Genomic DNA, 25,522 nt, shown 5'->3' on the forward strand with positions numbered 1-25,522 from the left:
ACATGACCGAATCCCGGCTCCACCTGCCGGAGACGTCCGTCCCGGGCGGCGGGACGGACATCGCCGTCGAGGACGTCCACTTCGGCTACCCCGGGCGGCCGGTGCTGCGCGGCGTCGACCTGCGGATCGGCGCGGGCGAACTGGTGGCCCTGATCGGGCTCAACGGCTGCGGCAAGTCCACGCTGCTGCGGCTGGCCGCGGGCCTGCTCCGCCCCTCCGCCGGACGGGTGCTGCTCGGCGGGGACGACCCGGCCCGGCTCTCGCGCCGGGCGGCGGCCCGCCGGGTGGCGCTGCTCCACCAGTCCGCGCCCGCCGTCCCCGGCATGACGGTCCGTCAGCTCGTGCGGCAGGGACGGTACGCCGCCCGCGGCCCGCTGGGCATGCTCCGCGAGGGGGACGACGCCGTCTGCCGTCGGGCGCTGGCCGACGTGGGGGTCGCCGACTGGGCCGACCGCCCGGTGGACTCCCTCTCCGGTGGCGAACGGCAGCGCGTGCGGCTGGCGATGGCGCTCGCCCAGGACACCCGCGTCCTGCTGCTGGACGAACCCACCACCTACCTGGACCTGCGGCACCAGTTGGAGGTGCTCCGGACGGTCGTGCGGCTGCGCGTCGAGCGCGGGCTGACGGTGGTGATGGTGCTCCACGACCTCGCCCACGCCGCCCGGTTCGCCGAGCGGCTGGTGGCCCTGCGCGATGGCCGGGTGGCCGCGGACGGGCCGCCCGCCGAGGTCGTCACCCCCGAGCTGCTCGCCGACGTCCTGGGCGTGGCGGGCCGGGTGGGCCGGGACCCGGAGGGCGGCTGGCCGGTGTGCTATCCGGATCACCCGATCGCTGTTGAATCCGATAATCGTTTTCAGTAATGTGTGCGTGCGGCACTCGAACGGGTGTCGCGCCATCCGAACGACCCATCAGGAGGCATCAGCCATGGAGCACACGGAGCAGGAGAAGGTCTTCACCCCGATCGCCGACCCGGCCCGGCTCGCCCACGCCTCGGCCACCCACTCCAACGCCCTCGTCGAGAACCCCTTCGACGACGGCGAGGAGTAGGACCCGTCCAGGGCCCGCCCGGCTCCTCCTTCCCAGCCGGCCGGGCGGGCCCGCCCCGACCCCCGAACCCCCCGCCCGCACCACCCGCTCCAGGAGGAACCGTGACCCGCACCCGGCTCGCCCCCGGCATCGCCGTCGTCGCCGTCCCCGGCCGGGGCCCGGCCGTCCGCACGGCCGGCGGGGAGTTCCTGCGGATGGCCACCGGCGACGTGCCCGAGCGGCTCCTGCTGGACCGGCTCTCCGGCGCCGCCGACGGACACCGGGACGCCGCCGACGCCCCGCCCGGCCTCGACCGGCTGCTCGCCGCCTTCGCCTCCGCCGGATACACCCGCACCGGACCGGTCGACGACCGCCCCCGGACCGAGTGGGCCGCGCGGTCGCGGACGGTCTGGCTGCTGGGGGACCCGGTCCTCACCGCACCCCTGGCCGAGTGCCTGCGCCCCGCCGGGGCGGCGCCCCGCACGGCCGCGCCCGAGGAGGTCGCCGCGCTCGTCCGGGGAACCGGGCCCGAGGGCGAACGGCCCGCCGCGGTGGTGTGGTGCCTGGACGGCCCGGTGCCGCCCGGCCTGTGGGACGACGCCGACCGCCTGCCCGCCCACGGCGTCGCCTGGCTGCGCTGCCACCGCGAGGGCCGGCAGGTGTGGATCGAACCGCCCGCCGTCGCCGCCGGCGACGTCACCTCCGCCCACGTACGGCTGCGGAGGCTGGCCGTCACCCCCGCCCACCGGGAACTGGCCGCCTACTGGGCCGGCGAGCGGATCACCGGCGACGACCGCCTCACCACCCCCGCCTCCGCCGCGCTGACCGCCGCCCTCCTCGCCGACGACCTCACCGCGTGGGCCCGCGGCGGCTTCCCGGACCCGGCCCCCGGCGCCCCGCCCGCCCGACGGCGGCTGCGCCGCGTGGACCTGAACGGCCTCACCGTCACCGAGCACCCCGTCCTCCCGGTGCCCGACGTCGCACCGGCGCCGCGCCCCCGGAGCGCGACATGACCCCTCTCATACGCCCCCTCGCACGCCCCGTACGCGCCTTCCCGTGCACCGCCCCCGACGGCACCGCGCTCGCCGGCGACCTGTGCCTGCCGGACGGCGACGGCCCGTTCCCCGCCGTGCTCCTCCGCACCCCCTACGGCCGCGACCGCCACCACGCCGAGCTGCGCGGCTGGGCACGGCGCGGATTCGCCGCCGTGGCCCAGGACGTCCGCGGACGGCACGGCTCGGCGGGACGGTGGCGGCCCTACCGACGGGAGGCGGAGGACGGCGCGGCCACCGCGCGCCGGATACGCGAACAGCCCTGGTGCGACGGTCGGTTGGTCGCCTGCGGCGCCTCCTACGCCGCCCACTGCGCCCTGACGCTCGCCCTCCACCCCGACCCCGCCGCGCGGGCCGACGCGGTGATCGCCGCCGTGCCCGCCCTCGGCCTCGCCGAGACCGCCCGCGAACCGTCGGGCTGCGAACGGCTGCTGTCCCGCGCCGGCTGGTGGGCCGCCCACGGCGACCGCCGCGACAGCGACGAGGGGGCCCTCGACCGGGCCCTCGACCGCGACCCCGCCCTGCTCGACCACCTCCCCCTGACGGACCTGCCCCGACGGTTGGGACGCGACCTGCCGTCCTGGCCCGAGGTGTGGCGGGCCCGCCGCTCCCCGCTCCCCGCCGAGGCCGCCCGGGTCCCGCTCCTCGCCGTCGGCGGCAGCCACGACCCCTTCGTCGACGACGTCCTGGACCTGTGGCGCCGCTGGGGCGCACCGGCCCGGCTGCTGCTGGGGCCGTGGGGCCACGCCCTGACCGCCGACCCCGGCCCCGACGCCGGCCCCGCGCACCGGCCGAACCTGGGGGAGCTGTACACGCGCTGGGCGCGCGCCGCGCTGACCGGCCGCCTCGCTCCCGGCCGGTCGGGGGCCGTGGGCCTGGGCGGCAGCGGACTGTGGCTGCCGGTCGCCGCGTCCGCCCGGCACGGCACCCCCTACCGCTTCGACCACCGCGCCGGGCTGCGGACGTCACGCGGACGGGAATTCACCGCCGACCCCCTGCGGCCGGTGCGCTCCGACGACCTGGCCGTCCCCGCCACCGGCGTCCCCGACCGCTGCCTGCTGGTCTCCCCGCCCCTGCCCCGCCCGCTGGATCTGCTCGGCGAGGCCGAGGTGCGGCTGCGCGCCACCGCCGACACCGCCGACGCCGACTGGTTCGCCCGGCTGGTCGCCCTCGACCCCGACGGCACGGCCACCCCCCTCGCGGTGGGCGCCGAACGCCGCCGCGACACCCCCGGACGGGAGGCGGAGTTCCGCGTCCGCCTCGGCCCGTTGGCCCGGCGGCTGCCCGCCGGCACCCGGCTGCGGCTGGAGATCGCCGGACACCACTTCCCCGCCCACGCCCGCAACCCGCACACCGGACGGGACCCCGTCACCGCCGGCGAGACGCGCCCCTCCCGCCGGTCCGTACGGGCCGACGGCAGCGCCCTGCTGCTGCCGGTGACCGCCCCCCGCACCCTCGCCGACTCCCTCGACCCCCTCCAGGAGATCCCCCGATGAGCTCCCCGACGGCCCTGCCGCTCGACTCCCTCGTCGACCCCGTGTGCGGGATCGTCCGCTCCGTCGAACCCGTCGACCACCCCGACGGCACCCCGCCCCGCTACACCGCCATGACCGCCGAGGTCTCCGAGGCGCGACTGCTGGGCGCCTGGCCCGCCGACCGGGTCGCCCTCGGCACCACCTTCGGCGACCCCGACGGCGCGCGGGTCGCCGCCGTCGCCGAGGCCGTCGAGCGGTACTGCGGCAACCGCGTGCCCCCGCCCGGACACCCGGACGCGCCCCTGCGCGCCACCGCGCGCGAACTGGCCGGGCGGGGACTGCGGCTGTACGGACCGGACGACGTGCCCCGGTACGCCCCCTGGCAGTACGACCGCCCCCGCTTCCCCTACCTCCCCCTCACCGAGGACACCCCCGCCCTGTGGACGCGCGGCCGGGAGGTCACCGCCGACGGCGAGGCGGAGTGCTGGGCCCCGGTGGCGCTCACCCACCTCAACTGGCGGCAGGGCGAGCTGCGTTCGCTGCCGCGCACCCACCACCTCAACTACGCCGGGATCGCCACCGGACGGGGCCTGGCCGACGCCGTCGAACGCGCGCTGCTGGAGGTCGTCGAACGCGACGCGCTGGAGCTGTGGTGGCACCTGGACCTGCCCACGCGCGGCATCGACCCCGACAGCGTCCCCGGCCTCGCCGCCGACCTCGCCGGCTCCGGCCTGGAGACGTGGATCGTCCGGATGCCCTCGGAGTACGCGCCCTGCATGGCCGCCCTCGTCCACGACCCGCGACGCGGCATCCACGCCGCCGGGTTCGCCTGCCGCCTCGACCCGGCCGAGGCCGCCCGCAAGGCCGTCCTGGAGGCCGTGCACACCTGGGTCTTCACCCTCGGCCTCACCGACGCCGACGGCTGGGTGTTCCGGGCGATCGAGGCCGGACTGCTCGCCCCCGGCCTGTACCTGGACCACCGCGCCGACCGCCGCTACCTCGACGACTGCGGCACGGACTTCGCGGCCGTACGCGACCTGGGCGCGCACGTCCAGGTGTGGCTGGACGACCGCACGGCCCCGCTGGCGCGCCGCTTCACCCACCCCGAACACGGCACCGTCGGCATCGACGAGGAGGCCCCCGGCAGCCGCGCGGAGCTGGACGCCCGGCTGCGCGCCGACGGCCGGCGCGTCGTCACCTTCGACCTGACCACCGAGGACGTCGCCGAGACGGAGCTGCGCGTGGCGCGCGTCCTGGTCTCCGGGCTCGTCCCCAACGCGCCCGCCGCCTTCGCGTACTACGGCTGCCCCCGCTTCGCCGAGGTCGCCCTCTCCCGCGGCCGGCGCACGACCGCCCCGAGCGCGCCGGACGACTTCACCCTCGCCCCGCCGCCGCACATGTGAGGCGCGACGACACGATGACGACCCCGACGACCCCGACAACCCCGGCACCCTCGACCTCCCCGGCCACGGCACGGGCGCACGGGTCGGTGGCCGCCGCGCTGGCCCGGGCGCGCTCGCCCGAGGAACCCGGCCCGGACCGCGACCCCGGCCCGCTCGTTCCCGCCCGGCCCGGTCCGGCCCTGCCCGTCCCGCCGGCCGGTCCCGGGGAACTGCCCCTGGAGACGGTGCTGCGGCTCTCCCTGGCGGCCGTCGAGCGGAGCGGCAGACTGCGGCCCCACCCCTCGGCGGGCGGCTGTCACCCGGTGGGCGCGCACCTGCTCGTCGGTCCCGGCTGCCCGCTGCCGCCGGGCCGCTACGCCTACGACCCGCTGACCCACCGCGTGCACGCCCGCGGCCCGGCCCCCGCCGGAGCACCGGCGGGCGCGGTCGTCGTCCTGACCGTCACCCCCCGGCGCACGGCCGCCCACTACGGCCACCGCGCCTGGCCGCTGCTGCTGTTGGACGCCGGGCACGCGGCGGCGGCGCTCGTCCTGGCGGCCCGCGCCCACGGGGCGGCCGGGACGCCCGTGCGCCCGGCCGTCTGCCCGGACGCGCCCGGCCCGCTGCTCGCCGCCGCGGCCGGGCTGGACCGCCCGGCGGGGGAGGAGGACGAACACCCCCTGGCGGCCGTCCGGTTGACGACCCCGGAGACGGCGTCCGACCCCCGCCCCCTGGCCCGCTGGGCGGACGGCGGCGCCGGGGGCGGACGGGCCCGGCCCACGGTGGGCGAGGACGGTGACGACGGCGGCGAGGACGCCGGCGCCCTCCTGCGGGTCCTCACCGACGCCTCGCCGCACGGCACGGGGGAGGACTGGTGGACGCCGCCCGCGGTCCGGCCCGCTCCCACCGCCCGCGACCTCCTCGCCCGCCGCAGCGCGCCCCCGCCCCTGACCGACGCCGTGGACCACGCCGACCTGGGCGCCGTCCTCGCCGCGGCCTCCGCCGCGGACCCCGCCGGGCTGACCTGGTGCGCGGCCGTCGGAGGCCCCCGGCCCGCGCTGCTGGCACCCGACCGGACCCCCGCCCCGGACGCGCCCGGCGGCCCGCGCCGACTGGCCGTCGGGGAGGCCCGGCCCACGCTCGCGCTCTGGGCCGCCCGCCAGGGCTGGATCGCCGACGCCGGAGCCGTCCTGCTCGCCTGCGGCTGCCCCGACGACGCCCCGCCCCACCGGGTCCGCGCCGCGCACCTGGGCGCCGGACACGCCGTGGGGACCGCCCAGGCCGTCGCCACCCGCCTCGGGCTGCGGTCGAGGCCCATCGGCTCGTGGCAGGGCGCGGACCTGGGCGCCGCGCTGGGGGAGCGGCCGGGACGGACCTGGGTGGTGCACGGCCTCGCGCTCGCGGGGCCCGCACGGAAGGAACGGAAGGAGGGGGCACGGCCGTGATGCTCCACCGGGAACTGCTCGCCGCCGCCCGCACCGCCCCCGGACCGTCGGCGGGCGCCGGCGCGCTGCTCGTCGCGGTCGCCGCCTGCCATCTGGCCCAGGCCGTCCTGCTCGCCCACGCCCTGTCCGCCATCGCCCGCGGCGCGACCGACGAGGTGGCCGCGCCGCTGGCGGCGGTCCTGGGCACCGTCGTGGTGCGGGCCCTGCTGGGCCGGTGGCAGCGGCGCGTCGCGGCCCGCGCGGGCGCGCTGGTGCGGGTGCGGCTGCGCGACGCCCTGCTGGCCCACCTCGGCCGCCTGGGCCCGGCCCACCCGGCGGCGTCGCGGTCGGGCGCCGTACGGGCCACGGTGGTGGACGGCGTGGAGGGCGTGGACGCCTACGTCTCGCGCTACCTGCCGCAACTGGCCGTCACCTGCCTGCTGCCGCTGCCCTTGCTGGCGGCCGTCGCGGCCGTCGAGCCGTACGCGCCGCTCGTCCTGGCCCCCGCGCTGGTCCTGGCCCTGCTCGCCCCGCGCTGGTGGGACCGGCTGCTCGCGCGGCGCGGCGCCGAGCACTGGGACACCTACGAGGCGCTGGGCGCCGACTACCTGGAGGCGCTCCAGGGCATGCCCGCGCTGCGCGCGGCGGGGGCCGTCGGCCGCTTCCGCCGGCGGCTGGAGGAGCGGTCGGCCGCCCTGCACCGGGCCACGGTCGCCAAGCTGCGGGCGTCCCTGGCGGACACCGCCCTGACCGACCTCGCCGTCCAGGGCGGCACGGTCGCCGCGGCCCTGCTGACCTGCGCCTCGATCGCCTCCGGACGGACCACCGCCACCGGCACCTACCTGCTGCTCCTGCTCGCCTCGGAGTGCTTCCGGCCGGTCCGCGACCTGGCCCGGGAGTGGCACGCGGGCTACCTGGGGATCTCGGCGGCCGACGGCATCGCCGCCCTGCGCCGCGCCGAACCGGAGGTGACGGACCGCGGGAGACGGCGCACGCCCCCACAGGCACCGCCCGAGATCCGCTTCGAGGACGTCCACCTGACCTACCCCGGCGCCGCGCGGCCCGCCCTGCGCGGGGTCGCCTTCACCGCCGAGGCCGGACGCACCACGGCCGTCGTCGGCCCGTCCGGCGCGGGCAAGTCCACGCTGCTGGCGCTGCTGCTGCGGCACCGCGACCCGGACCGGGGACGGATCACGCTGGACGGCACCGACAGCACCGAGTACACCCTGGAGGCGCTCCGCGGCGGCATCGCCGTCGTCTCCCAGGAGATCTACCTCTTCCCCACGAGCATCGCCGAGAACCTGCGGCTGGCCCGCCCCGGCGCGAGCGACGAGGAGGTGGAGCGCGCCGCGCGGGCCGCGGGGATCCACGACGAGATCGCGGCGCTGCCCGACGGCTACGCCACCGTCCTCGGCGAGCGCGGCGCCACCCTCTCCGGCGGCCAGCGGCAGCGCCTGGCGCTGGCCCGCGCGCTGCTGGCCGACGCACCCGTCCTCGTCCTGGACGAGGCGACCAGCGCCGTCGACGAACGCCGCGAGGCCGCCATCACCGCCGAACTGCTGCGCGCCGGCCGGGGCCGCACCCGCCTGGTGATCGCCCACCGGCTGCGGACGGTACGGGACGCGGACCGCATCGTCGTCCTCGACGGCGGACGGGTCGAGGCGGTCGGCGACCACCACGGCCTGCTGGCCCGGGGCGGGGTGTACACCGCGCTGGTCGCGGCCGGAGAGGAGCGAGCGGCATGAGTGCGCCCGCCGCGTCCCCCACCGCGTCCCCCACAGAGCCCCCCGTCGCGTCCCCCGCCGCCCCGGGGCCGTCCGGGGCCCTGCGCGCCCTGCTGCCCGCGCTGGCCGGACACCGGGCCATGGCCGCGCGCACCTGCGCGGCGGCCCTGGTCGACCAGGCGGCGCTGGTCGTCCTGGTCACCCTGGCCGCGCACACCGTCGGCGCGGCCGTGGCGGAGCGCGCCGCCCCGTCACCGGCCGCCGTCGCGGCGCTGGTCGTCCTCGTCCTGGTGCGGGCGGTGTCCACCTGGCGCGAGATGGACCTCTCCCACGACCTGGCCTACCGGGTGCTGGCCGCGCTGCGGGTCCGCGTCTTCGACGGTCTGGCCCGCAGCGCGCCCGCCCGGATCGCCGGGCGCCGCAGCGGCGACCTGGCGGCCACGGCCATGGCGGACGTGGAGGCGCTGGAGTTCCTCTACGCCCACACCACCGCCACCCTCCTGGCCTCCGGCGCGGTGTTCGCCGCGGGGACGGCCGTCCTCGCGGCCGTGGAGCCGTGGACGGTGGCCGTGGTCCTGCCCGTCGCCGCGCTGCTGGCGGCCGTCCCCCTGCTGGACGCCCGGACGCGGACCGAGCGCGGCGCCCGCGTCCGCGAGCAGGCGGCGCGGCTGTCCGCCGAGGCCGTGGAGACGGTGGACGGACTGCGCGAACTGCTGGCCTTCGGCGCGCTGGACCGGCGGCGCGCCCGGCTGGCCGAGCGGGGCCGGGCGCTGGGCGACGCCCAGCGCGCCGAGGCGTCCCGGGAGGCGTCCGCGGCGGCGGTCCGGGAGGCGCTGGTGGTGACGGCCGTGGTCGGCGTGGTCGCGGTGACCGCCTGGTCCGTCGCCGCCGGGCGGCTCCCCGGACCCTGGGCGCCCGCGGTGATGGCCCTGGCCCTGGGAATCCTCGCCCCGGTCGCCGAGGCCGCCGCCGCCCTGGGACGGGCGGGGAGCCTGCGGGCGGCGGCGGCCCGGGTGGGCGCGGCGATCGGCGCCCCGGCCCTCGCCCCGCCCCCGCGGCGCCCGCGGCCGGTGCCGGACGGCCCCCTGGGACTGCGGATGCGGGGGGTCCACTTCGACTACGGCGGCGCGCCCGTCCTCACCGGCGTCGACCTGACCGTCTCCGCCGGACGGACCACCGCCCTGGTGGGCGCCTCGGGCGCGGGCAAGTCCACCTGCGCCCACCTGCTGGCCCGCTTCTGGGACCCCGTGCGCGGCGCGGTCGAACTGCTGCCCGAGAACGGACCCCCGCTCGACGTCCGCGAGGTGGCCGACGCCGACCTGCGCCGCACCGTCGCCGTCGTCGGTCAGGACGCCCCCCTGTTCCACGGGACGCTCGCCGACAACCTCCGCCTGGCCGTCCCCGACGCCGATGCCGTCGACGACGAGACCCTGTACGCGGTCGCCCGCGTCTGCGGCGTCGACTGGATCGCCGCCGCCCTGCCCGACGGCTACGCCACCGTCCTCGGCGAGCGCGGCGCCACCCTCTCCGGCGGCCAGCGCGCCCGGGTCGCCCTGGCCCGCGCCCTGCTGGTCCGGCCCCGGGTCCTGGTCCTGGACGAGACCACGGCGCACCTGGACACCGCGGGCGACGCCGAACTGGCCGCCGCCCTGGCCGCGGACGCCCCGCACCGTGCCACGCTGGTGATCGCCCACCGGGCCGCCACGGTCCGCCGGGCCGACCGCGTCGCCGTGCTGGAGGAGGGGAGGATCGCGGCGGAGGGCACCTGGGCCGAACTCGCCGCCCGCGGCGCGCTCTCCCGCGTCCTGCCCGGGACCTGACCCCCGGGCACGGGGACGGTCGGGAGGAGGCGGCGGAGCGGGACGGGCGGGGAACGCCGGGAAACGCCGGGGGACGCCGAGGGGCGAGGACGGGGCGCCGGGGCTACCAGCGGTCGTCCTCGTCCCACCAGTGGTCGTCCGGCTCGCGGCGGTTGGCGACGATCGCCGCGATCGGCGGGATGACCATGGCCACCACGCACATCGCGATCGCGAGGGGGACGGACCACAGCCGCACGAAACCCCAGGCGCCGATGAACAGGGCCAGGCAGACGGTCATCAGCGTCAGGTAGCGGCGGCGCCTGCGTGCGTACACACCCCCAGGGTAGGTCGGGCCCCGCCCGGCCGGGGCCGGGCGGGGCGTCAGTTCATGCGCAGGGCCAGGAAGAAGTCCACCTTGTCCTCCAGCCGGGACAGGTCCCGGCCGGTGAGCTGCTCGATGCGGCCCACCCGGTAGCGCAGCGTGTTGACGTGGAGGTGCAGCCGGGCGGCGCAGCGGGTCCAGGACCCGTCGCAGTCGAGGAACGCCTCCAGGGTGGGGATCAGTTCGGCGCGGTGGCGGCGGTCGTACTCGCGCAGCGGGTCCAGCAGCCGGGCGGTGAAGGCGCGGCGCACGTCGTCGGGCACGAACGGCAGCAGCAGCACGTGCGAGGCCAGCTCCTCGTGGCCCGCCGCGCACACCCTCCCCGGCCGGGCGGCGGCCACGCGCCGGGCGTGCCGGGCCTCCTCCAGGGCGCCGCGCAGCCCGTCGGGGGAGTGGACGGCCGCGCTGACGCCCAGCGTCAGCCGGCCGACGCCCTCCAGCCCGCGCTCCAGCGGGGCCCGGAGGGAGTCCAGCAGGGCGGCGGGGTCGAGCGCGGCGGTGTGCCCGGCGCTCTCGCCGGCGCCGTCGGGGGCGGCGTCCCCGGCGCCCCCGGCGTCCCCGGTCTCCCCGGCGTCCGCGGTCTCCCCGGCGTCCGCCGGGAGCGGGACGAACGCCACCGCCTCGCCGTCCGCCAGAGCCACCGCGACCCGGTCCCCGGCCTCGCCTCCGGAGGTGCGCGGGTCGGCCAGCGTCTCCTCCAGCAGCGCCCCGGCGGCCCGCGCCGGCCGGTCCTCGGGAAGGTCGGCGCCGTCCTCCCGGTCCACCCGGGCGACGACCACCTGCCAGTGCGGGGCGGAGCCCAGGCCGGGCAGCAGCACGGGGGCCGCGACGCGCAGCCGGGCGGCGACCTCGGCCGACGGCGCCCCGGTGCGGACCAGCTCCAGCACCTCCTGGGCCAGCCGGCGCCCCACCGCGCGGGAGGCGTCCCGGCGCTCGCGCTCGTCCGCGATCAACCGGGTGACGCCGCGCAGCAGGTCCAGCCGCTCGGCCGGCCAGTCGCCCGCGTCCGCCTCGACGACCAGCACCCACGACGGCAGCGCCGACAGCGCCGCCTCCCGGGGGTCCGGCTCCTCACCGAGCACGGGGAACAGCGAGTAGACCGTCCCCGCCACCGTGGCGCGGTGCGGGCCGCGGCGCCCCGTCCGCGCCGCCGCCAGGTGTTCGCCCGCCAGGCGGGCGCGGACCTCGGCGGACGGCCGGTCGGCGGGCCCGGCGACCGGGCGACCGGTGGAGGACAGCACCCACGCCCGCAGGTCCAGGTCCGACCCCAGCAGGTCCAGCACCGCGTCCGGGCCGCCGCCCGCCGGTCCCGAGGACATCAGCCGCCGGTGCCGTTCCACCACCGCGGCCAGGTCCCCGGCCCGCTCGCCGGAGACCTGCCGCACCACGTGCTCGGTGATGGTGGCGAACGCGACCGCCTCGTCCACCGAGAACAGCGGCATCCGGTGCCGGGCGCACGCCCGGATCAGGTCGTCGGGGACGGCGTCCAGCTCCGCCTCGCCCGCCGCCAGCCCGGCGACCCCGGCCCTGGCCAGGACGCGGACGAACGACTCGGAGTCCTCGGGGGAGCGCCGCCAGGCCAGCCCGGTCAGGACCAGCTCGCCGCCCGACAGGTAGCGGCCGGGGTCGCGCAGGTCGGTGGTCATCACGCCCCGCACGGACCGGTCGAGTTCCTCCTCGCCGCTCAGGAGGCGCAGACCCAGGAACTCGGTCTCCAGCAGTGCGCGCAGCCGCATTCTCGTCGTCCGCCGATCTTCTCGTGTCACTCGTTCGCGGGCCCCGGACGCCGGCGCCCGGGGCGGGGGACCTGGGGCGTCTCCCGGTCTTCGTTCGAATCTACAAGATCGGATCACCGGCCGGACAGGCGCTTCATGGCATCGGTGACTGCCTCGCGAGGGCGGCGGGCCGGTTCACTGGAATCGGCACACGCGCACCACGGGCGCGGCCCTTTCCGCCCCTTCCTCCCTTTTCGCCCCCTCCATCACGCACACGCGCACCGGCCCCCGTGCGGACCCTCCTGCTCCGAGCGCTCCGAGCGTTCCGAGCCCCGCGGCGTCGTGGCGTCGCGGCCCCACGGGAGATCCCGAGAACCGAGAAGGGAACCGCATGGAGTTTCTGCGTCCCGCCGGCTGGGAGGAGGCGCTCGCCGCGAAGGCCGCGCATCCCGACGCCGTGCCCATCGCGGGCGGCACCGACGTCATGGTCGAGCTCACCTTCGGCCGGCGGCGTCCCGAACGGCTGCTGGACCTGAGCCGGATCGGCGACCTGTACGAGTGGGAGGTGGGGCCCGGGAGCGTGCGGCTGGGCGCCGCCGTCCCCTACGCCCGGATCCTGGAGCACCTGCGGGCCGAACTGCCGGGCCTGGCCCTGGCCGCCCGCACCGTCGGCTCCCCGCAGATCCGCAACCGCGGCAGCGTCGGCGGCAACCTGGGCGCCGCCTCCCCGGCCGGGGACTCCCACCCGCCGCTGCTGGCCGCGGGCGCCGAGGTGGAGGCGGTGTCGGTGCGCGGCACCCGCTCCATCCCCGTGGAGGAGTTCTACACCGGGGTCAAGCGCACCGCGCTCGCCGAGGACGAGCTGATCAGGGCCGTCCACATCGCCAGGGCCGACGGGCCGCAGCAGTTCTCCAAGGTGGGCACCCGCAACGCCATGGTGATCGCGGTGTGCGCCTTCGCGCTGGCCCTCCACCCCGCCACCCGCACCGTGCGCACCGGCATCGGCTCGGCCGCGCCCACCCCCGTACGGGCCCGCGCCGCCGAGGAGTTCCTGGACGGGGCGCTGGCCGAGGGCGGCCTCTGGGACCGTGGCGGGGCCCTCGCCCCCTCGCTCGTCCGGCGCTTCGCCGACCTGTGCGCCGACGCCTGCGACCCCATCGACGACGTGCGCGGCAGCGCGGCGTACCGCCGCCGCGCGGTGGCGGTCATGGCCCGCCGCACCCTGATCTGGGCCTGGGAGGACCTCCGCGGCGGCACGGGCGGAGACCGGGCGGAAGGAGGCGCGCGATGCGCGTGAACATCACCGTCAACGGCCGCCCGTACCGGGCCGACGACGTCTGGGAGGGCGAGAGCCTGCTGTACGTGCTGCGCGAGCGGCTCGGCCTGCCCGGCTCGAAGAACGCCTGTGAACAGGGCGAGTGCGGCTCCTGCACCGTCCGCCTCGACGGAGTGCCGGTCTGCGCCTGCCTGGTGGCGGCCGGTCAGGCCGAGGGCCGGGAGGTCGTCACCGTCGAGGGCCTGGCCGACCTGGCCCGGCGGCGCTCCGGGAGGACCGGCGGCCCGGACGCCCCCGAAGCCCCCGCCGCGTCGGGCGTCCCCGCCTCCCAGGCCGGGGAGGGCGTCGAACTGGCGCCCGTCCAGCGGGCGTTCCTCGACGCCGGAGCCGTCCAGTGCGGCTTCTGCACCCCCGGCCTGCTGATCGCCGCCGACGAGCTGATCGAGCGCGACCCGAACCCCACGGACGCCGACATCCGCGAGGCGCTGTCGGGCAACCTGTGCCGCTGCACCGGCTACGAGAAGATCCTCGACGCCGTGCGCCTGGCCGCGGCCCGCACCGCGGAGGGGGGCTGAGGCATGGGCGTCACCCGCGTCCCCACCGGCCTCGTCCAGGACGGCGCCGCCGGAGGCGTCGTCGGCGAGTCCACCCCGCGGCCGGACGGCGTGCCGAAGGTCACCGGCGAGTTCGCCTACTCCTCCGACCTGTGGCACGAGGACATGCTCTGGGGCCACGTCCTGCGCAGCCCCCACGCGCACGCCGAGATCCGCTCCGTCGACGTCTCCGGGGCGCTGGCCGTCCCCGGCGTCCACGCCGTGCTCACCCACGACGACCTGCCCGCGAAGACCCACTACGGCCTGGAGATCCACGACCAGCCCGTGCTCGCCAAGGACGTGGTGCGCCACCACGGCGAACCCGTGGCCCTGGTCGCCGCCGACCACCCCGAGACCGCGCGGCGGGCCGCGGAGCGCATCCGCGTGGCGTACGTCGAACTGCCGCCCGTCACCGACGAGGCGTCCGCCACCGCGCCCGACGCGCCCGTCCTCCACCCGAACCGCACCGACCGCCACGCCGCCCGCGTGCCGCACCCCAACATCGTCCACCGGCAGCCGGTGCGGCGCGGCGACGTGGCCGCCGCGCGGGAGCGGGCCGAGGCCGTGGTCACCGGCGAGTACGAGGTCGGCATGCAGGACCAGGCGTTCCTCGGCCCCGAGTCGGGCCTGGCCGTCCCCGCCGAGGACGGCGGCGTCGACCTGTACATCGCCACCCAGTGGCTGCACGTGGACCGCGACCAGCTCGCCCCCGTGCTCGGCCTGCCCCCGGAGAAGGTGCGGCTGACCCTCTCCGGCGTCGGCGGCGCCTTCGGGGCCCGCGAGGACCTGTCGATGCAGGCCCACGCCTGCCTGCTGGCGCTGCGCACCGGACGCCCCGTCAAGATCGTCTACAACCGGTACGAGTCGTTCCTGGGCCACGTCCACCGCCACCCCGCCAGGCTCCGCTACGAGCACGGCGCGACCCGCGACGGCAGGCTGCTGTACGTCACGGCCCGGATCGTGCTGGACGGCGGCGCCTACGCCTCCTCCTCCCCGGCCGTGGTCGGCAACGCCGCCTCGCTGGGGGTGGGCCCGTACGAGGTGGCCAACGTCGACGTCGAGGCCCTGGCCCTGTACACCAACAACCCGCCGTGCGGGGCCATGCGCGGCTTCGGCGCCGTCCAGGCGTGCTTCGCCTACGAGTCGCAGATGGACCGGCTCGCCGAGGAGCTGGGCATGGACCCGGTGGAGCTGCGCCGGCGCAACGCCCTGTCCCAGGGGTCGACGATGCCCACCGGCCAGGTCGTCGACTCCCCGGCCCCCGTCGCCGAACTGCTGCGCCGCGTCCGGGAGAGGCCGCTGCCGCCCGAGCGCGCCTGGGAGCACGACGGGGGAGTGGACGTGCGGGCACTGCCCGGCGGCCTGTCGAACACCACCCACGGCGAGGGCGTGGTGCGCGGCGTCGGCTACGCCGTCGGCATCAAGAACGTCGGCTTCTCCGAGGGCTTCGACGACTACTCCACCGCCCGGGTGCGGTTGGAGGTCGTGGCCGGCGAACCGGTGGTCTCGGTGCGCACCGCGGCGGCCGAGGTCGGGCAGGGCGGCGTCACCGTCCAGGCCCAGATCGCCCGCACCGAACTGGGCGTCGCCCGGGTGGTCGTCCACCCCGCCGACACCCGCGTCGGCTCGGCGGGCTCCACCTCCGCCTCCCGGCAGACGTACATGACCGGCGGCGCGGTGCGGCACACCTGCCGGGCGGTGCGCGAGCGGGTGCTGACCATCGGCCGGGAGCGGTTCGGCGCGGACCACCCGGCGTGGGCCGGCGACGGTCTGCTGCTGGAGGACGGCAAGGTCGTCTCGTGCGGCGGCGAGGTCCTCGCCTCCCTGGCCGAGGTGCTGGGGGAGGAGGCCGTGGAGCTGGAGTCGGAGTTCCGCCACCGCCCCACCGAACCGTTCGACCCGGAGACCGGCCAGGGCTTCGGCCACGTCCAGTACTCCTTCGCCGCCCACCGCGCGGTGGTGGAGGTCGACACCGAACTCGGCCTGGTCAAGGTCGTCGAGCTGGCCTGCGCCCAGGACGTCGGGAAGGCGATCAACCCGCTGTCGGTGGTCGGCCAGATCCAGGGCGGCACGGTCCAGGGGATGGGCCTGGCGGTGATGGAGGAGATCGTCGTGGACGCCCGGGGAACGGTCCGCAACCCCTCCTTCACCGACTACCTGATCCCCACCGTCCTCGACACCCCGGCCATTCCGGTGGACTATCTGGAACTGGCCGACGACCACGCGCCCTACGGGCTGCGCGGGGTCGGCGAGGCACCCACCCTGTCCTCCACCCCGGCCGTCGTCGCCGCGATCCGCGCGGCCACCGGGCTGGCCCTGAACCGCGTACCGGTCCGCCCGGAGCACCTGACCGGAACGTGACCGGACCGCGCGGACGGCGCGGGAGAGGAGACGTCCCGATGCTGGACATCGCCGCCGAGCTGCACCGGTGGTGCGCGGAGGGCCGCGACTTCGCCGTCGCCACGGTGGTGGCGGTCGACGGGAGCGCCCCCCGGCAGCCGGGCGCGGCCCTGGCCGTCGACTCCGGCGGCACCGCGCTCGGCAGCGTGTCCGGCGGCTGTGTGGAGGGCGCGGTCTACGAGCTGTGCCGCGAGACGCTGGAGAGCGGACGGCCCGTCGTGGAGCGCTTCGGCCACGGGGACGGCGCGGTGGACGGCGGCGTGGACGGCGCCTTCGCCCCGGGCCTGACCTGCGGCGGGGAGATCGAGGTCCTGGTCGTCCCCGTCACCGCGGACGCCCCGGACCGCGCCGTGGTGGCCGCCGCGCTGGCCCGCGCGGCGGAGGGGCGCCCGACCGCGCTCGTCCGGGTCGTCGCCGGGCCGTCCGGACCGTCGGGCCGCGCCCTGCTGGTACGGCCCGACGGCGGCGGCGAAGGGGGTGGCGAAGGCGGCCTCGGCGGCGGACCGGAGCTGGACCGCACCGCGGCGGCCGAGGCGCGCGCCCTGCTGGAGGCCGGCCGCACCGCGACGGTGGAGGTCGGCGCGGACGGCGGCCGCTGCGGGGAGCCGGTCACCGTCCTGGTCGAGTCCAGCGTGCCGCCGCCGCGCATGCTGGTCTACGGCGCGATCGACTTCGCCTCGGCCCTGGTGCGGGCGGGGAAGTTCCTGGGCCACCGCGTCACCGTCTGCGACGCCCGTCCCGTCTTCGCCACCCCCGCCCGCTTCCCGGAGGCGGACGAGGTCGTCGTCGACTGGCCGCACCGCCACCTGGAGGCCCACGCGCCGGACGCCCGCACGGTGGTCTGCGTCCTCACCCACGACCCGAAGTTCGACGTGCCGCTGTTGGCCCGCGCCCTGCGCGGGCCCGCCGCCTACATCGGCGCCATGGGCTCGCGCCGCACCCACGCCGACCGCCTCGCGCGGCTGCGCGAGGCGGGTCTGACCGAACGCGAACTGGCCCGGCTGCGCTCGCCGATCGGCCTGGACCTGGGCGCCCGGACGCCCGAGGAGACGGCCGTGTCGATCGCCGCCGAGATCGTCGCCGCCCGGCGCGGCGGCTCCGGCCTCCCGCTCACCGACACGCGCACCCCCATCCACCACGACCCGCGGCCGTCGACGGGACGGATCGGCTCGGCGGTCTGAGCGGACGCCCCGTCAGGACGTCCGTCCCTTGAGCATGTCCGCCCAGCCGCCCTGGATCATCGTCTGGAACGCCCAGACGCCGTCCCGCCGCACCAGGATGTCGGCGTAGTGCATCCGGTGCTCCTCGCCGTCGCCCGTCGTCATCACCGAGGAGGTGAACACCACGGCGAGGGACGGGGAGAGGAAGAACGGGGTGCGGACCGACTCGAAGCGGACGTCCTCCCCGCCCGCGCCGCCCATCACGGCGTTCATCGTCTCCACGTACCGCCCCCGGTCCCACTGGCCGGCCCAGGCGTCGCCGTCCGAGCCGTCGGTGACCAGGTTGAGCGGGAAGACCGCCAGGCCGGCCATGCGCTCGACGTTCTCCGGGGTGGGCGCGGAGCTGTACGCGTCGTAGGTCTCGAACCACTCCGCCAGGCTGCGCAGGTCCTCCTCGCCTGGGGTGTAGCCGGTCAGGGTCTCGGCGATCTCGCTGCGCTGCACGCACGCTCCTGTTCATCAAATTTGACTAGTGGGTGCGACGATACTGCCCGCACCGCCGTCTGGTCAAACTTGATTAATCGATCCCGCGTGGGCGCGGGAGCCGGTCGAGAAGGAGCCCCCGACCTTCCGTCGATGCGCCGCCCTGTCCGCCTTCCACGCGTCGGACGCCGACCGCGCGCCGGTGGGGGAGGAGCACCGTGGGTATCCGGTCCGGTGACGTCCGCCCCACCCCGTACGGAGGTACCACCGTGAGCGACACCCCGCACCGCGACGGCGTCCCGAAGGCCCTGGCCGGAGTCGTCCTCGACGCGCCCGACGCCCGCGAACTGGCCGACTTCTACCGCCGCCTGCTGGGCTGGGAGACCGTCGAGGACGAGCCGGACTGGGTGAGCCTGAAGGGTCCGGGCGCCACGAAGATCTCCTTCCAGACCGAGCCGGAGTACCGGCCGCCCACCTGGCCCGGCCGCCGCGACCGGCAGCAGATGATGCTCCACCTGGACTTCGAGGTCGACGACCTGGAGACGGCCCACCGGCACGCCGTCGCGACCGGCGCCACCCTCGCCGACTTCCAACCCCAGGACGACGTACGGGTCTACACCGACCCGGCCGGGCACCCGTTCTGCCTCTTCGTCGACGCCTGAGCCGACACCCGAACCGACGCTCGAACCGACGCCCGAACCGGAGGGCCGGGCGCGCGGAGGCCGAACTCCGCTCCGTCCGGCCGCTCCCGTACTCCGCCGTGCGACGGCGTGCACCACCGTGCGACCGTGCGCCTCTGCTGTGCGTGCCGCGGCTGGGATAGACCGGTGACCCAGATCCCCGCCGTTCGGCCGTACCGAGGAGCACACCATGACCACCGGGCACGCGGGCGGGACGCCCGGGATCCCGCGGCAGGAGACGGACCCGCGCGGCGAGCCCCCCGGCGGCTCGTGGAACGCCACCACCCGCTACATGTGCGCGGGCGCGCACCTGGACGAGGGCTTCGCCCGGGCGGTCGTCGAGGAGTTGCGGCACGAGGCCCACCGCGCCTGCGCCCCCTCCTACGGCGTGGACCTGCGGTACGTGTGCCTCCACGCCGAGCGGGCCCTGGAGGAGATCCGCAGGCGCGACCTCGGCGTCATGGGCAGCGTCGCCGTCGCCTTCCTGCTGGCACCGCTGACCACCGTGGTGTACGTGTACGCGCTGAAGCTCACCGCGGCGGGCGCCGGACGGCGGCGGGCCCTGCCGGGGGTCAGGGCCGCGCAACGCGGCCCCGACGGGCGGGAGCGGCTGGAGAGGGAACACCCCCTCCAGAAGCTGATGGGCGCTCTGGGCATCCGGCTCCTGGCGCTGTTCGGGATCAGCGCGCTGACCGCGGGGGTCCCCCTGCCCTGGTTCTCCCCGGGGACGGGCGGCGCCTTCCTGGTGGGCGCGGTCTTCCTGGTGGGCGGGCCGTGGTTCTTCGCCTGGCGGCAGCAGGAGTCGGTCTGGCGCGCCATCAGCCGGGAACTGGTGCCCGGCGCGGCCCCGGCGCGGAAGGCCGACCTGCCGAGCGACGTGGACCTGCCCCGCTCCGCGACGGGCGGCGACGCCAACCTGATCGTGTACAGCGGATACCAGCCCTTCGTGGGCGCCGGGGCGGAGGTCTCCTCCTGGTCGTTCGCCATGCGCCTGCGCCACAAGGACCACCGGCCCGGCGAGGACCGGGAGCCGGAGCCCTGCCCCATCGACAGCGGCGATCTCGTCGAGCACCTGCGCGAGCGGCTCACCCGGCTCGGCACCGGAGCGGAGCCGGCGGACAGCGTCCGCGGGCTGGAGGTGTCGGAGAAGGTGTTCGTCCACGGGGAGGAGCTGCTGAGCGAGACCGTGCTGGGCCGGCACGCGTACTGGTCGGAGCGCGCGCTCGCCGGCCGGGTGCCGCGGGGCCGCCCCGCCGACCACCTGGAGCCGGAGCGGGTGGCCGGGACGCGCGGACTGATCGACGGACCGGTGCGCCACTGCCTGTGCGCGCAGGTGCGGAGCTGGGACGGGGACCTGGTCCTGTCGGTCTTCCTCCAGGCCGCCGTCAACGGCGCCACGCTCTACCTGCAGAGCAACACGCTGGTCCTCACCCCCGTACGGGAGGAGTACCGGCAGGCCGACAACCTGACCGAGCGCCAGGAGGCGGGCAGCGGCGGGCGCCTCGCGGTCGACGCCCTCTCCGCCTCGACGGTGTCCCTGTCGGCTCCCCTCACGCGCGCGGTCGACGTGCTCACGGAGTCCTCCCGGCTGGAGAAGCGCAGGAAGAGACAGCGCGAGGTGATCGAGCACAACCGCCGCTACGACTTCGGGGCGCGGCGCAGCCTCCGGCAGATGGCCGCCTCCGGCAACTACCGCAGCTTCTTCCAGCACGTGGACGCCTCCCGGACCGGGAAGCAGATCGAACTGCAGGTCTTCGCGGCCCTGCTGGATCTCCTGGCCCGGCACGACCTGGACACCGGCGAGCTGGAGGAGCGCCGGAACACCATCCTCAACAACGGGATCATCATGACGGGCGGTTCGATGTCCGGCAGCGTCGCGGCGGGCCAGGGCGCCACCGCGCTGTCCGGGCAGGCGTCCCGTCCGAAGACGGGCGCGAGCGGCGGAGCCGCTCCCGGACGGCAGGCCGCTTCCTGAGGGGCGGCGGTCCACGGCGGTCCACGGCACGCTGAACGCGGAAGGCGAGCGACATGGCGGAAGAACTGCCCGGAACGAACGAAGGCATCGTGATCTCGGGGAACGCCCGGGTGAGCAACGCCGCGATGGCGGCGGGACGCGGCGCGAGCGCGGTGCACCACTCCGACGGAGCGGCGGCGCTCGAGACCGTGCTGGCCGCCCTGGCGGACCTGAGGGAGCGCCTGGACACCGGCCGCGCGGACGCCGCCGACCTCACCGAGGAGGAGCGGCGGGCCGCCCGGGCCGAGGCCGACGTCCTGGCGGAGGAGCTCGCCGCGGACGAGCCGCGGCCCGGCCGGATCACCGCCTGTCTGGAACGCCTGCGCCTGTACGTCGGCGACGCGGCGTCCCTGGTCGGGCTGGTGACCGGCATCCAGGAGGGGGTGCGCGCGATCACCGGCGGATGATCGTCTTCCGCTGTCCGCGTCCCGTCCCTTCCCTCGTCCGGCCCCGGGGTGATGTGATCGTTCCACCCGCCACACGACGCCGCACGACGACGTGCGGCCCCGGGCAGCGAGGAGGACGCATGACGGCACCCGTCACCCCGACCGAGGCCTTCCGCGCCGCACGCGAGGTCCTGCTGCGGCACCGCGAGGACTACGCGGCGGCCCGCGAGGAGTTCCGGTGGCCGGCCCTGGAGCACTTCAACTGGGCCCTGGACTGGTTCGACCCGATGGCCGAGGGCAACGAGCGCACCGCCCTGCGCATCGCCGAGGAGGACGGCCGCGAACTGAGCGTCTCCTTCGAGGAGATGCGCGTCCGCTCCAACCGGGTCGCCAACCGGCTGCGCGAGCTCGGCGTACGGGCGGGGGACCGCATTCTGGTCATGCTCGGCAACCAGGTCGAGCTGTGGGAGACCCTGCTGGCGGCGATGAAGCTGCGCGCCGTCGTCATCCCCGCCACCCCGCAGCTCGGCCCCGCCGACCTGGCCGACCGCATCGAACGGGGACGCGCCGCGCACGTGGTCGTCCGGGCCGCGGACACGGGCAAGTTCGAGGACGTGCCCGGCGACTACACCCGCGTCGCCGTCGGGGGCGACGGTACGGCGCCGGGCTGGTCGGACCACGCCGAGGCGTACGGCGCGCCGGCGGAGTTCGAGCCGGACGGGCCGACCCGCGCCGACGACACCCTGCTGCTGTACTTCACCTCCGGCACCACCGCCCGGCCCAAGCTGGTCGAGCACACCCACGCCTCGTACCCGGTCGGGCACCTGTCGACGATGTACTGGATCGGCCTCAAGCCCGGCGACGTCCACCTCAACATCTCCTCGCCGGGCTGGGCCAAGCACGCCTGGAGCAGCTTCTTCGCGCCCTGGTCCGCCGAGGCGACGATCTTCGTGCACAACTACACCCGCTTCGACGCCGCCCGGCTGATGGCCGAGATGGACCGGGTGGGGGTGGACACCTTCTGCGCGCCGCCGACCGTGTGGCGCATGCTCATCCAGGCGGACCTGACGCAGCTGCGCACCCCGCCGCGCGAGGCGGTGGCGGCCGGCGAACCGCTCAACCCCGAGGTCATCGAGCGGGTGCGCGACGCGTGGGGGGTGACCATCCGCGACGGTTTCGGCCAGACCGAGACCACCGTCCAGATCGGCAACTTCCCCGGGCAGCCCCTCAAGGCCGGCTCCATGGGCTTCCCCGCCCCCGGCTACACCGTGGAGCTGGTGGACCCGGTGACCGGCAAGCCGGGCGGGGAGGAGGGCGAGATCTGCCTCGACCTCGCGCACCGGCCCGTGGGGCTGATGCGCGGCTACCACGGGGACGCCGAGCGCACCGCCGAGGCGATGCGGGACGGCTACTACCACACCGGGGACATCGGCTCGCGGGACGCGGACGGCCGGATCACCTACGTCGGGCGCGCCGACGACGTGTTCAAGGCGTCCGACTACAAGATCTCGCCCTTCGAGCTGGAGAGCGCCCTGCTGGAGCACGAGGCGGTCGCCGAGGCCGCCGTCGTCCCCTCGCCGGACCCGGTGCGGCTGGCGGTGCCCAAGGCGTACATCGTCCTCGCCGACGGCTGGCAGCCGGGCCCGGAGGCGGCCGAGGCGATCTTCGCGCACTCGCGCGCCGTCCTCGCGCCCTACAAGCGGATCCGGGTGGTGGAGTTCGCCGAACTGCCCAAGACCATCTCCGGCAAGATCCGCCGCGTGGAGCTGCGCGAACACGCGGCCCGCGTCCGGGAGGGCGGCACGGGCACCGAGTACCGGGACGAGCACCGGGAGAGGGGCCGCTGAGCCGCGCGCCCGGCCGGACGGTCCGCCCGTCCGGCCGGGCGGGCCGGTCCGCCGCGCCGGCCGGGGGTCAGCGCGGCGGACCGGCGCGGAGCAGCTCGCGCGCCGCGTCGCCGACCGGCTGGGGCGTGCCCGTCAGATCCATGACGAACAGTGGCACCTCCAGGTCGTGCGCGCGCCGCCGGGCGTCGGCGGTGTAGCCCGCCAGGGCGAAGCAGACGGCGGTCGCCGACTCGTTGAGGCCGTGCAGCCACAGCGTCTCGACGGTGGCGGGCCCGACCGGCGAGGTGGTGGGGTCCACCCGGGCCAGGACCTCCGGTCCGCGCAGGTCGACGCCCGAGGCGGGGCGGGTCTCGGTCGTGGTGCGCACCCGGTCGAAGCCCAGCCACTCCAGGTACCGCGCGGCGGCGGCCACCACGTCCCGGGCGGTGCGGATGGTGACCGGCCGGAAGGCGGGCCGCTCGCGGGCCGTGGTCCGCGAGGCCGTGCCCCGGGGCGCCGGTGTGCCGCCGGCGGCGTCGGGGAAGGGGACGGGCCCGGTGCCGGCGGGCGAGGCGGCGCCGGAAGAGGCGTGGGGGGAGGCGTCGGGGGAGGTGGGGGCGGAGGCGTCGGAGGCCAGGGGCGGTCTCAGGATCGCGCCGCACGGACAGCCCAGCTCCGGCCGGGGCCACTCGTCGTACCGCCCGCAGGCGGCGCAGCGCAGCGTGACCCAGGAGTCGGCCCAGATCCGGTGGTGGACCCGCACGGGAATGCCGCCGCGCAGCAGCGGCGGCGCCACCGGGGCCCCGCACGGACACGGATGGACGGGCGGGACGTAGAGGTGCTCACGACGGCACACCGGGCAGCGCACCGGCACGCTCTCTGCCTCTGTCAACGGGGTCTCCAGCACGGACGGTTCGGACCCGGAGGCCCGTGGGGCCGGGCTCTCCTCCCCCCATCGTCCACGACGCACCGGCCGCCGGGAACGGTTTCGGATACACCGCCACGCCCCGGCGCGTGGTAGGGGCGCGTTAGGTTGGCGCCGTGCGACTGAGAGTGGAGTTCACGACCGAACCGTTCGACCCGGACCGGGCCGACGAGGGGGACGTGTGCTCCCCCGGGAGGGGCGGGAGGTCTTCGACACGTCGTTGACGCCCCGTGGCGGCGGCTCCCAGCGTTCCGGTGTGACCCTCCCCACCCCGCCGGGGCCCGCCCGGCTCGACGCGGGCGACGAGCGGACGGCGGCGTCGGGCCGGGACCACCGGGAGCGGCACGGGCACCTCTTTCCGAACCGCGCCACCGGCCGCACGGGCGAGGGGACGCTCGCCGCCCTCGGCGAGCGCCTCGGCGACGACCCCGACCCCGACCCCCGAACGCGAGATCGTCCGCGCCGAACCGGGCAGGATCAACCGCATCCGGTCGATCCGCCTCGTCGAAGGAGACCCGTGATGCCCCGCGCCACCGTGTCCACCCACGTCCTCGACACCGCCGTGGGCCGACCCGCCCGGGGGATCGCCGTCCGCCTCTCCGTCCGGACGGACGCCGGCGGCCCGTGGCACGAGCACGGCGCCGCCGCCACCGACGCCGACGGACGGTGCCGGGACCTCCCCGAACTCCCCGAGGACGCCGCGCACGCACGGCTCGCCTTCGACGTCGGGCCCTACCTCGCCGACCGGTCCGACGTCCCCGGCGGCGCCTTCTTCCCCGAGGTGACCACCGTCTTCGCCGTCCGCCCGGACGAGCACCACCACGTGCCCCTGCTGCTCAGCCCGTTCGGGTACTCCGTCTACAGAGGGAGCTGATCGATGGCCACCACACTGGGCCACCACCAGTACGGCAAGGCGGAGATCCGCCTGGTACGGATCACCCGCGACGGCGACACCCACCACCTCAAGGACCTCGCCGTCTCGGTCGTGCTCTCCGGGGACATGGCGGAGGCCCACTACTCGGGCTCCAACGCCAACGTCCTGCCGACCGACACCCTGAAGAACACCGTGTACGCCTTCGCCCAGGAGCACGGCGTCCCCTCCGCCGAGGGGTTCGGCATCCTGCTGGCCCGGCACTTCGTCACCTCCCGGGCGCCCGTCCACCACGCCCGCGTACGGATCGAGGAGTACGCCTGGGACCGGATCGCCACACCGGGGAGGGGCGCGCACTCCTTCGTCCGCTCCGGCCGGGAGGTCCGCACGGCCCGGGTCGCCTTCGACGGCCGGAAGTGGGAGGTGCTGTCGGGACTGAGGGACCTCACCGTGCTGAACTCCACCGACTCGGAGTTCCGGGGCTACGCCAAGGACCGGTACACCACCCTGGAGGAGACCGACGACCGCGTCCTGGCCACCTCGGTGACCGCGGTGTGGCGCCACGCCGACGGCGACGGGCGGCCCGAGCCGGACTGGGACCTCTCCTACGAGCGGGCCAGGGGGCACCTGCTCGGGGCCTTCGCCGGAACGTACTCCCGCTCCCTCCAGCAGACGCTGTACCGGATGGGCGCGAGCGTGATCGACAACCTCGACGGGATCGACGAGATCCGCCTCTCCCTGCCCAACCGGCACCACGTCCCGGTGGACCTGGAGCCGTTCGGCATCGAGAACGACACCGCCGAGGGCGCCGTGTACGTCGCGGTCGACCGCCCCTACGGTCTCATCGAGGCCACCGTGCTGCGCGCCGGCGCCGAGCCGCGCATCCCCGTCGACCCGACGCGCTGACGCACCACCACACCGCGGACGAA

At 76.8% G+C, this 25,522-nt stretch carries 22 protein-coding genes; 18 read left to right on the forward strand and 4 right to left on the reverse strand.

The window, feature by feature from the left end:
- Positions 1–2 precede the first annotated feature (2 nt).
- The 8 genes from ABD335_RS18465 to ABD335_RS18500 all read left to right on the forward strand — a co-directional run bounded on the left by ABD335_RS18465 (position 3) and on the right by ABD335_RS18500 (position 9,903).
- Positions 3–860 (forward strand): ABC transporter ATP-binding protein, encoded by an 858-nt coding sequence (locus tag ABD335_RS18465; RefSeq protein ID WP_344324372.1) that lies wholly within the window; start codon positions 3–5, stop codon positions 858–860.
- Positions 861–924: 64 nt separating this feature from the next.
- Positions 925–1,047: a streptamidine family RiPP gene (gene amiA / locus ABD335_RS18470; protein WP_344324374.1), complete on the forward strand. Its 123-nt coding sequence runs from the start codon at positions 925–927 to the stop codon at positions 1,045–1,047.
- Between the two features lie 101 nt (positions 1,048–1,148).
- The gene (locus ABD335_RS18475; protein ID WP_344324377.1) at positions 1,149–2,039 is read left to right on the forward strand and encodes a hypothetical protein; all 891 of its coding nucleotides are present in this window, start codon (positions 1,149–1,151) and stop codon (positions 2,037–2,039) included.
- Positions 2,036–3,574, forward strand: a complete 1,539-nt coding sequence (locus tag ABD335_RS18480) for a CocE/NonD family hydrolase (RefSeq protein ID WP_344324380.1) — start codon at positions 2,036–2,038, stop codon at positions 3,572–3,574. The genes ABD335_RS18475 and ABD335_RS18480 overlap by 4 nt, the downstream gene beginning before the upstream one ends.
- Positions 3,571–4,956: a YcaO-like family protein gene (locus ABD335_RS18485; protein ID WP_344324383.1), complete on the forward strand. Its 1,386-nt coding sequence runs from the start codon at positions 3,571–3,573 to the stop codon at positions 4,954–4,956. Before ABD335_RS18480 ends, ABD335_RS18485 begins: the two co-directional genes overlap by 4 nt.
- Positions 4,957–4,970: 14 nt before the next feature.
- On the forward strand, positions 4,971–6,380 hold the full coding sequence (locus ABD335_RS18490) for a nitroreductase family protein (RefSeq protein WP_344324386.1): 1,410 nt from the start codon (positions 4,971–4,973) through the stop codon (positions 6,378–6,380).
- Positions 6,377–8,104 carry an ABC transporter ATP-binding protein/permease gene (locus tag ABD335_RS18495; RefSeq protein WP_344324389.1) on the forward strand — a complete coding sequence of 576 codons (1,728 nt, stop codon included), beginning with the start codon at positions 6,377–6,379 and terminating at the stop codon, positions 8,102–8,104. Before ABD335_RS18490 ends, ABD335_RS18495 begins: the two co-directional genes overlap by 4 nt.
- Positions 8,101–9,903: an ABC transporter ATP-binding protein gene (locus ABD335_RS18500; RefSeq protein WP_344324392.1), complete on the forward strand. Its 1,803-nt coding sequence runs from the start codon at positions 8,101–8,103 to the stop codon at positions 9,901–9,903. The genes ABD335_RS18495 and ABD335_RS18500 overlap by 4 nt, the downstream gene beginning before the upstream one ends.
- A gap of 103 nt (positions 9,904–10,006) precedes the next feature.
- Here the strand turns inward: ABD335_RS18500 and ABD335_RS18505 are convergent, their stop codons facing one another.
- On the reverse strand, positions 10,007–10,216 hold the full coding sequence (locus ABD335_RS18505) for a DUF3099 domain-containing protein (protein ID WP_344324395.1): 210 nt from the start codon (positions 10,214–10,216) through the stop codon (positions 10,007–10,009).
- A gap of 47 nt (positions 10,217–10,263) precedes the next feature.
- Positions 10,264–12,000 carry a PucR family transcriptional regulator ligand-binding domain-containing protein gene (locus ABD335_RS18510; RefSeq protein WP_344324398.1) on the reverse strand — a complete coding sequence of 579 codons (1,737 nt, stop codon included), beginning with the start codon at positions 11,998–12,000 and terminating at the stop codon, positions 10,264–10,266.
- Positions 12,001–12,370: 370 nt separating this feature from the next.
- Between ABD335_RS18510 and ABD335_RS18515 the strand changes: the two genes are divergently transcribed.
- From ABD335_RS18515 to ABD335_RS18530, 4 genes are read left to right on the forward strand one after another with little or no spacing between them, the layout of a single operon-like run.
- Positions 12,371–13,276 carry an FAD binding domain-containing protein gene (locus ABD335_RS18515; RefSeq protein WP_344324401.1) on the forward strand — a complete coding sequence of 302 codons (906 nt, stop codon included), beginning with the start codon at positions 12,371–12,373 and terminating at the stop codon, positions 13,274–13,276.
- Positions 13,267–13,830, forward strand: coding sequence for a (2Fe-2S)-binding protein (locus tag ABD335_RS18520; protein ID WP_344324404.1), 564 nt, complete (start codon positions 13,267–13,269; stop codon positions 13,828–13,830). Before ABD335_RS18515 ends, ABD335_RS18520 begins: the two co-directional genes overlap by 10 nt.
- 3 nt (positions 13,831–13,833) lie before the next feature.
- Complete coding sequence (gene pucD / locus ABD335_RS18525; protein WP_344324407.1) at positions 13,834–16,209, forward strand: xanthine dehydrogenase subunit D; 2,376 nt, start codon at positions 13,834–13,836, stop codon at positions 16,207–16,209.
- A gap of 38 nt (positions 16,210–16,247) precedes the next feature.
- Positions 16,248–17,429 (forward strand): XdhC family protein, encoded by a 1,182-nt coding sequence (locus ABD335_RS18530; protein WP_344324410.1) that lies wholly within the window; start codon positions 16,248–16,250, stop codon positions 17,427–17,429.
- Positions 17,430–17,441: 12 nt separating this feature from the next.
- On the opposite strand, the gene ABD335_RS18535 is transcribed toward ABD335_RS18530, so the two are convergent.
- Entirely contained in the window at positions 17,442–17,912 is a 471-nt protein-coding gene (locus ABD335_RS18535; RefSeq protein WP_344324413.1) for a nuclear transport factor 2 family protein, read from the reverse strand.
- Positions 17,913–18,160: 248 nt separating this feature from the next.
- On the opposite strand from ABD335_RS18535, the gene ABD335_RS18540 reads away from it, so the two are divergent.
- The 4 genes from ABD335_RS18540 to ABD335_RS18555 all read left to right on the forward strand — a co-directional run bounded on the left by ABD335_RS18540 (position 18,161) and on the right by ABD335_RS18555 (position 22,818).
- Positions 18,161–18,553 (forward strand): VOC family protein, encoded by a 393-nt coding sequence (locus tag ABD335_RS18540; protein ID WP_344324416.1) that lies wholly within the window; start codon positions 18,161–18,163, stop codon positions 18,551–18,553.
- 208 nt (positions 18,554–18,761) lie between these two features.
- Complete coding sequence (locus ABD335_RS18545) at positions 18,762–20,546, forward strand: hypothetical protein (protein WP_344324419.1); 1,785 nt, start codon at positions 18,762–18,764, stop codon at positions 20,544–20,546.
- 53 nt (positions 20,547–20,599) lie between these two features.
- Complete coding sequence (locus tag ABD335_RS18550) at positions 20,600–20,992, forward strand: hypothetical protein (protein WP_344324422.1); 393 nt, start codon at positions 20,600–20,602, stop codon at positions 20,990–20,992.
- A 119-nt stretch (positions 20,993–21,111) separates the two neighbouring features.
- Positions 21,112–22,818 (forward strand): AMP-binding protein, encoded by a 1,707-nt coding sequence (locus ABD335_RS18555; RefSeq protein ID WP_344324425.1) that lies wholly within the window; start codon positions 21,112–21,114, stop codon positions 22,816–22,818.
- A 67-nt stretch (positions 22,819–22,885) separates the two neighbouring features.
- On the opposite strand, the gene ABD335_RS18560 is transcribed toward ABD335_RS18555, so the two are convergent.
- Entirely contained in the window at positions 22,886–23,689 is an 804-nt protein-coding gene (locus ABD335_RS18560) for a hypothetical protein (RefSeq protein WP_344324428.1), read from the reverse strand.
- 553 nt (positions 23,690–24,242) lie between these two features.
- Between ABD335_RS18560 and uraH the strand changes: the two genes are divergently transcribed.
- Both uraH and pucL read left to right on the forward strand, forming a co-directional pair.
- Positions 24,243–24,596: a hydroxyisourate hydrolase gene (gene uraH / locus ABD335_RS18565; protein WP_344324431.1), complete on the forward strand. Its 354-nt coding sequence runs from the start codon at positions 24,243–24,245 to the stop codon at positions 24,594–24,596.
- 3 nt (positions 24,597–24,599) lie between these two features.
- The gene (gene pucL / locus ABD335_RS18570) at positions 24,600–25,499 is read left to right on the forward strand and encodes a factor-independent urate hydroxylase (RefSeq protein ID WP_344324434.1); all 900 of its coding nucleotides are present in this window, start codon (positions 24,600–24,602) and stop codon (positions 25,497–25,499) included.
- Positions 25,500–25,522 lie beyond the last annotated feature (23 nt).

This window comes from Streptomyces macrosporus, from assembly GCF_039533145.1.
Classification (GTDB): domain Bacteria; phylum Actinomycetota; class Actinomycetes; order Streptomycetales; family Streptomycetaceae; genus Streptomyces; species Streptomyces macrosporus.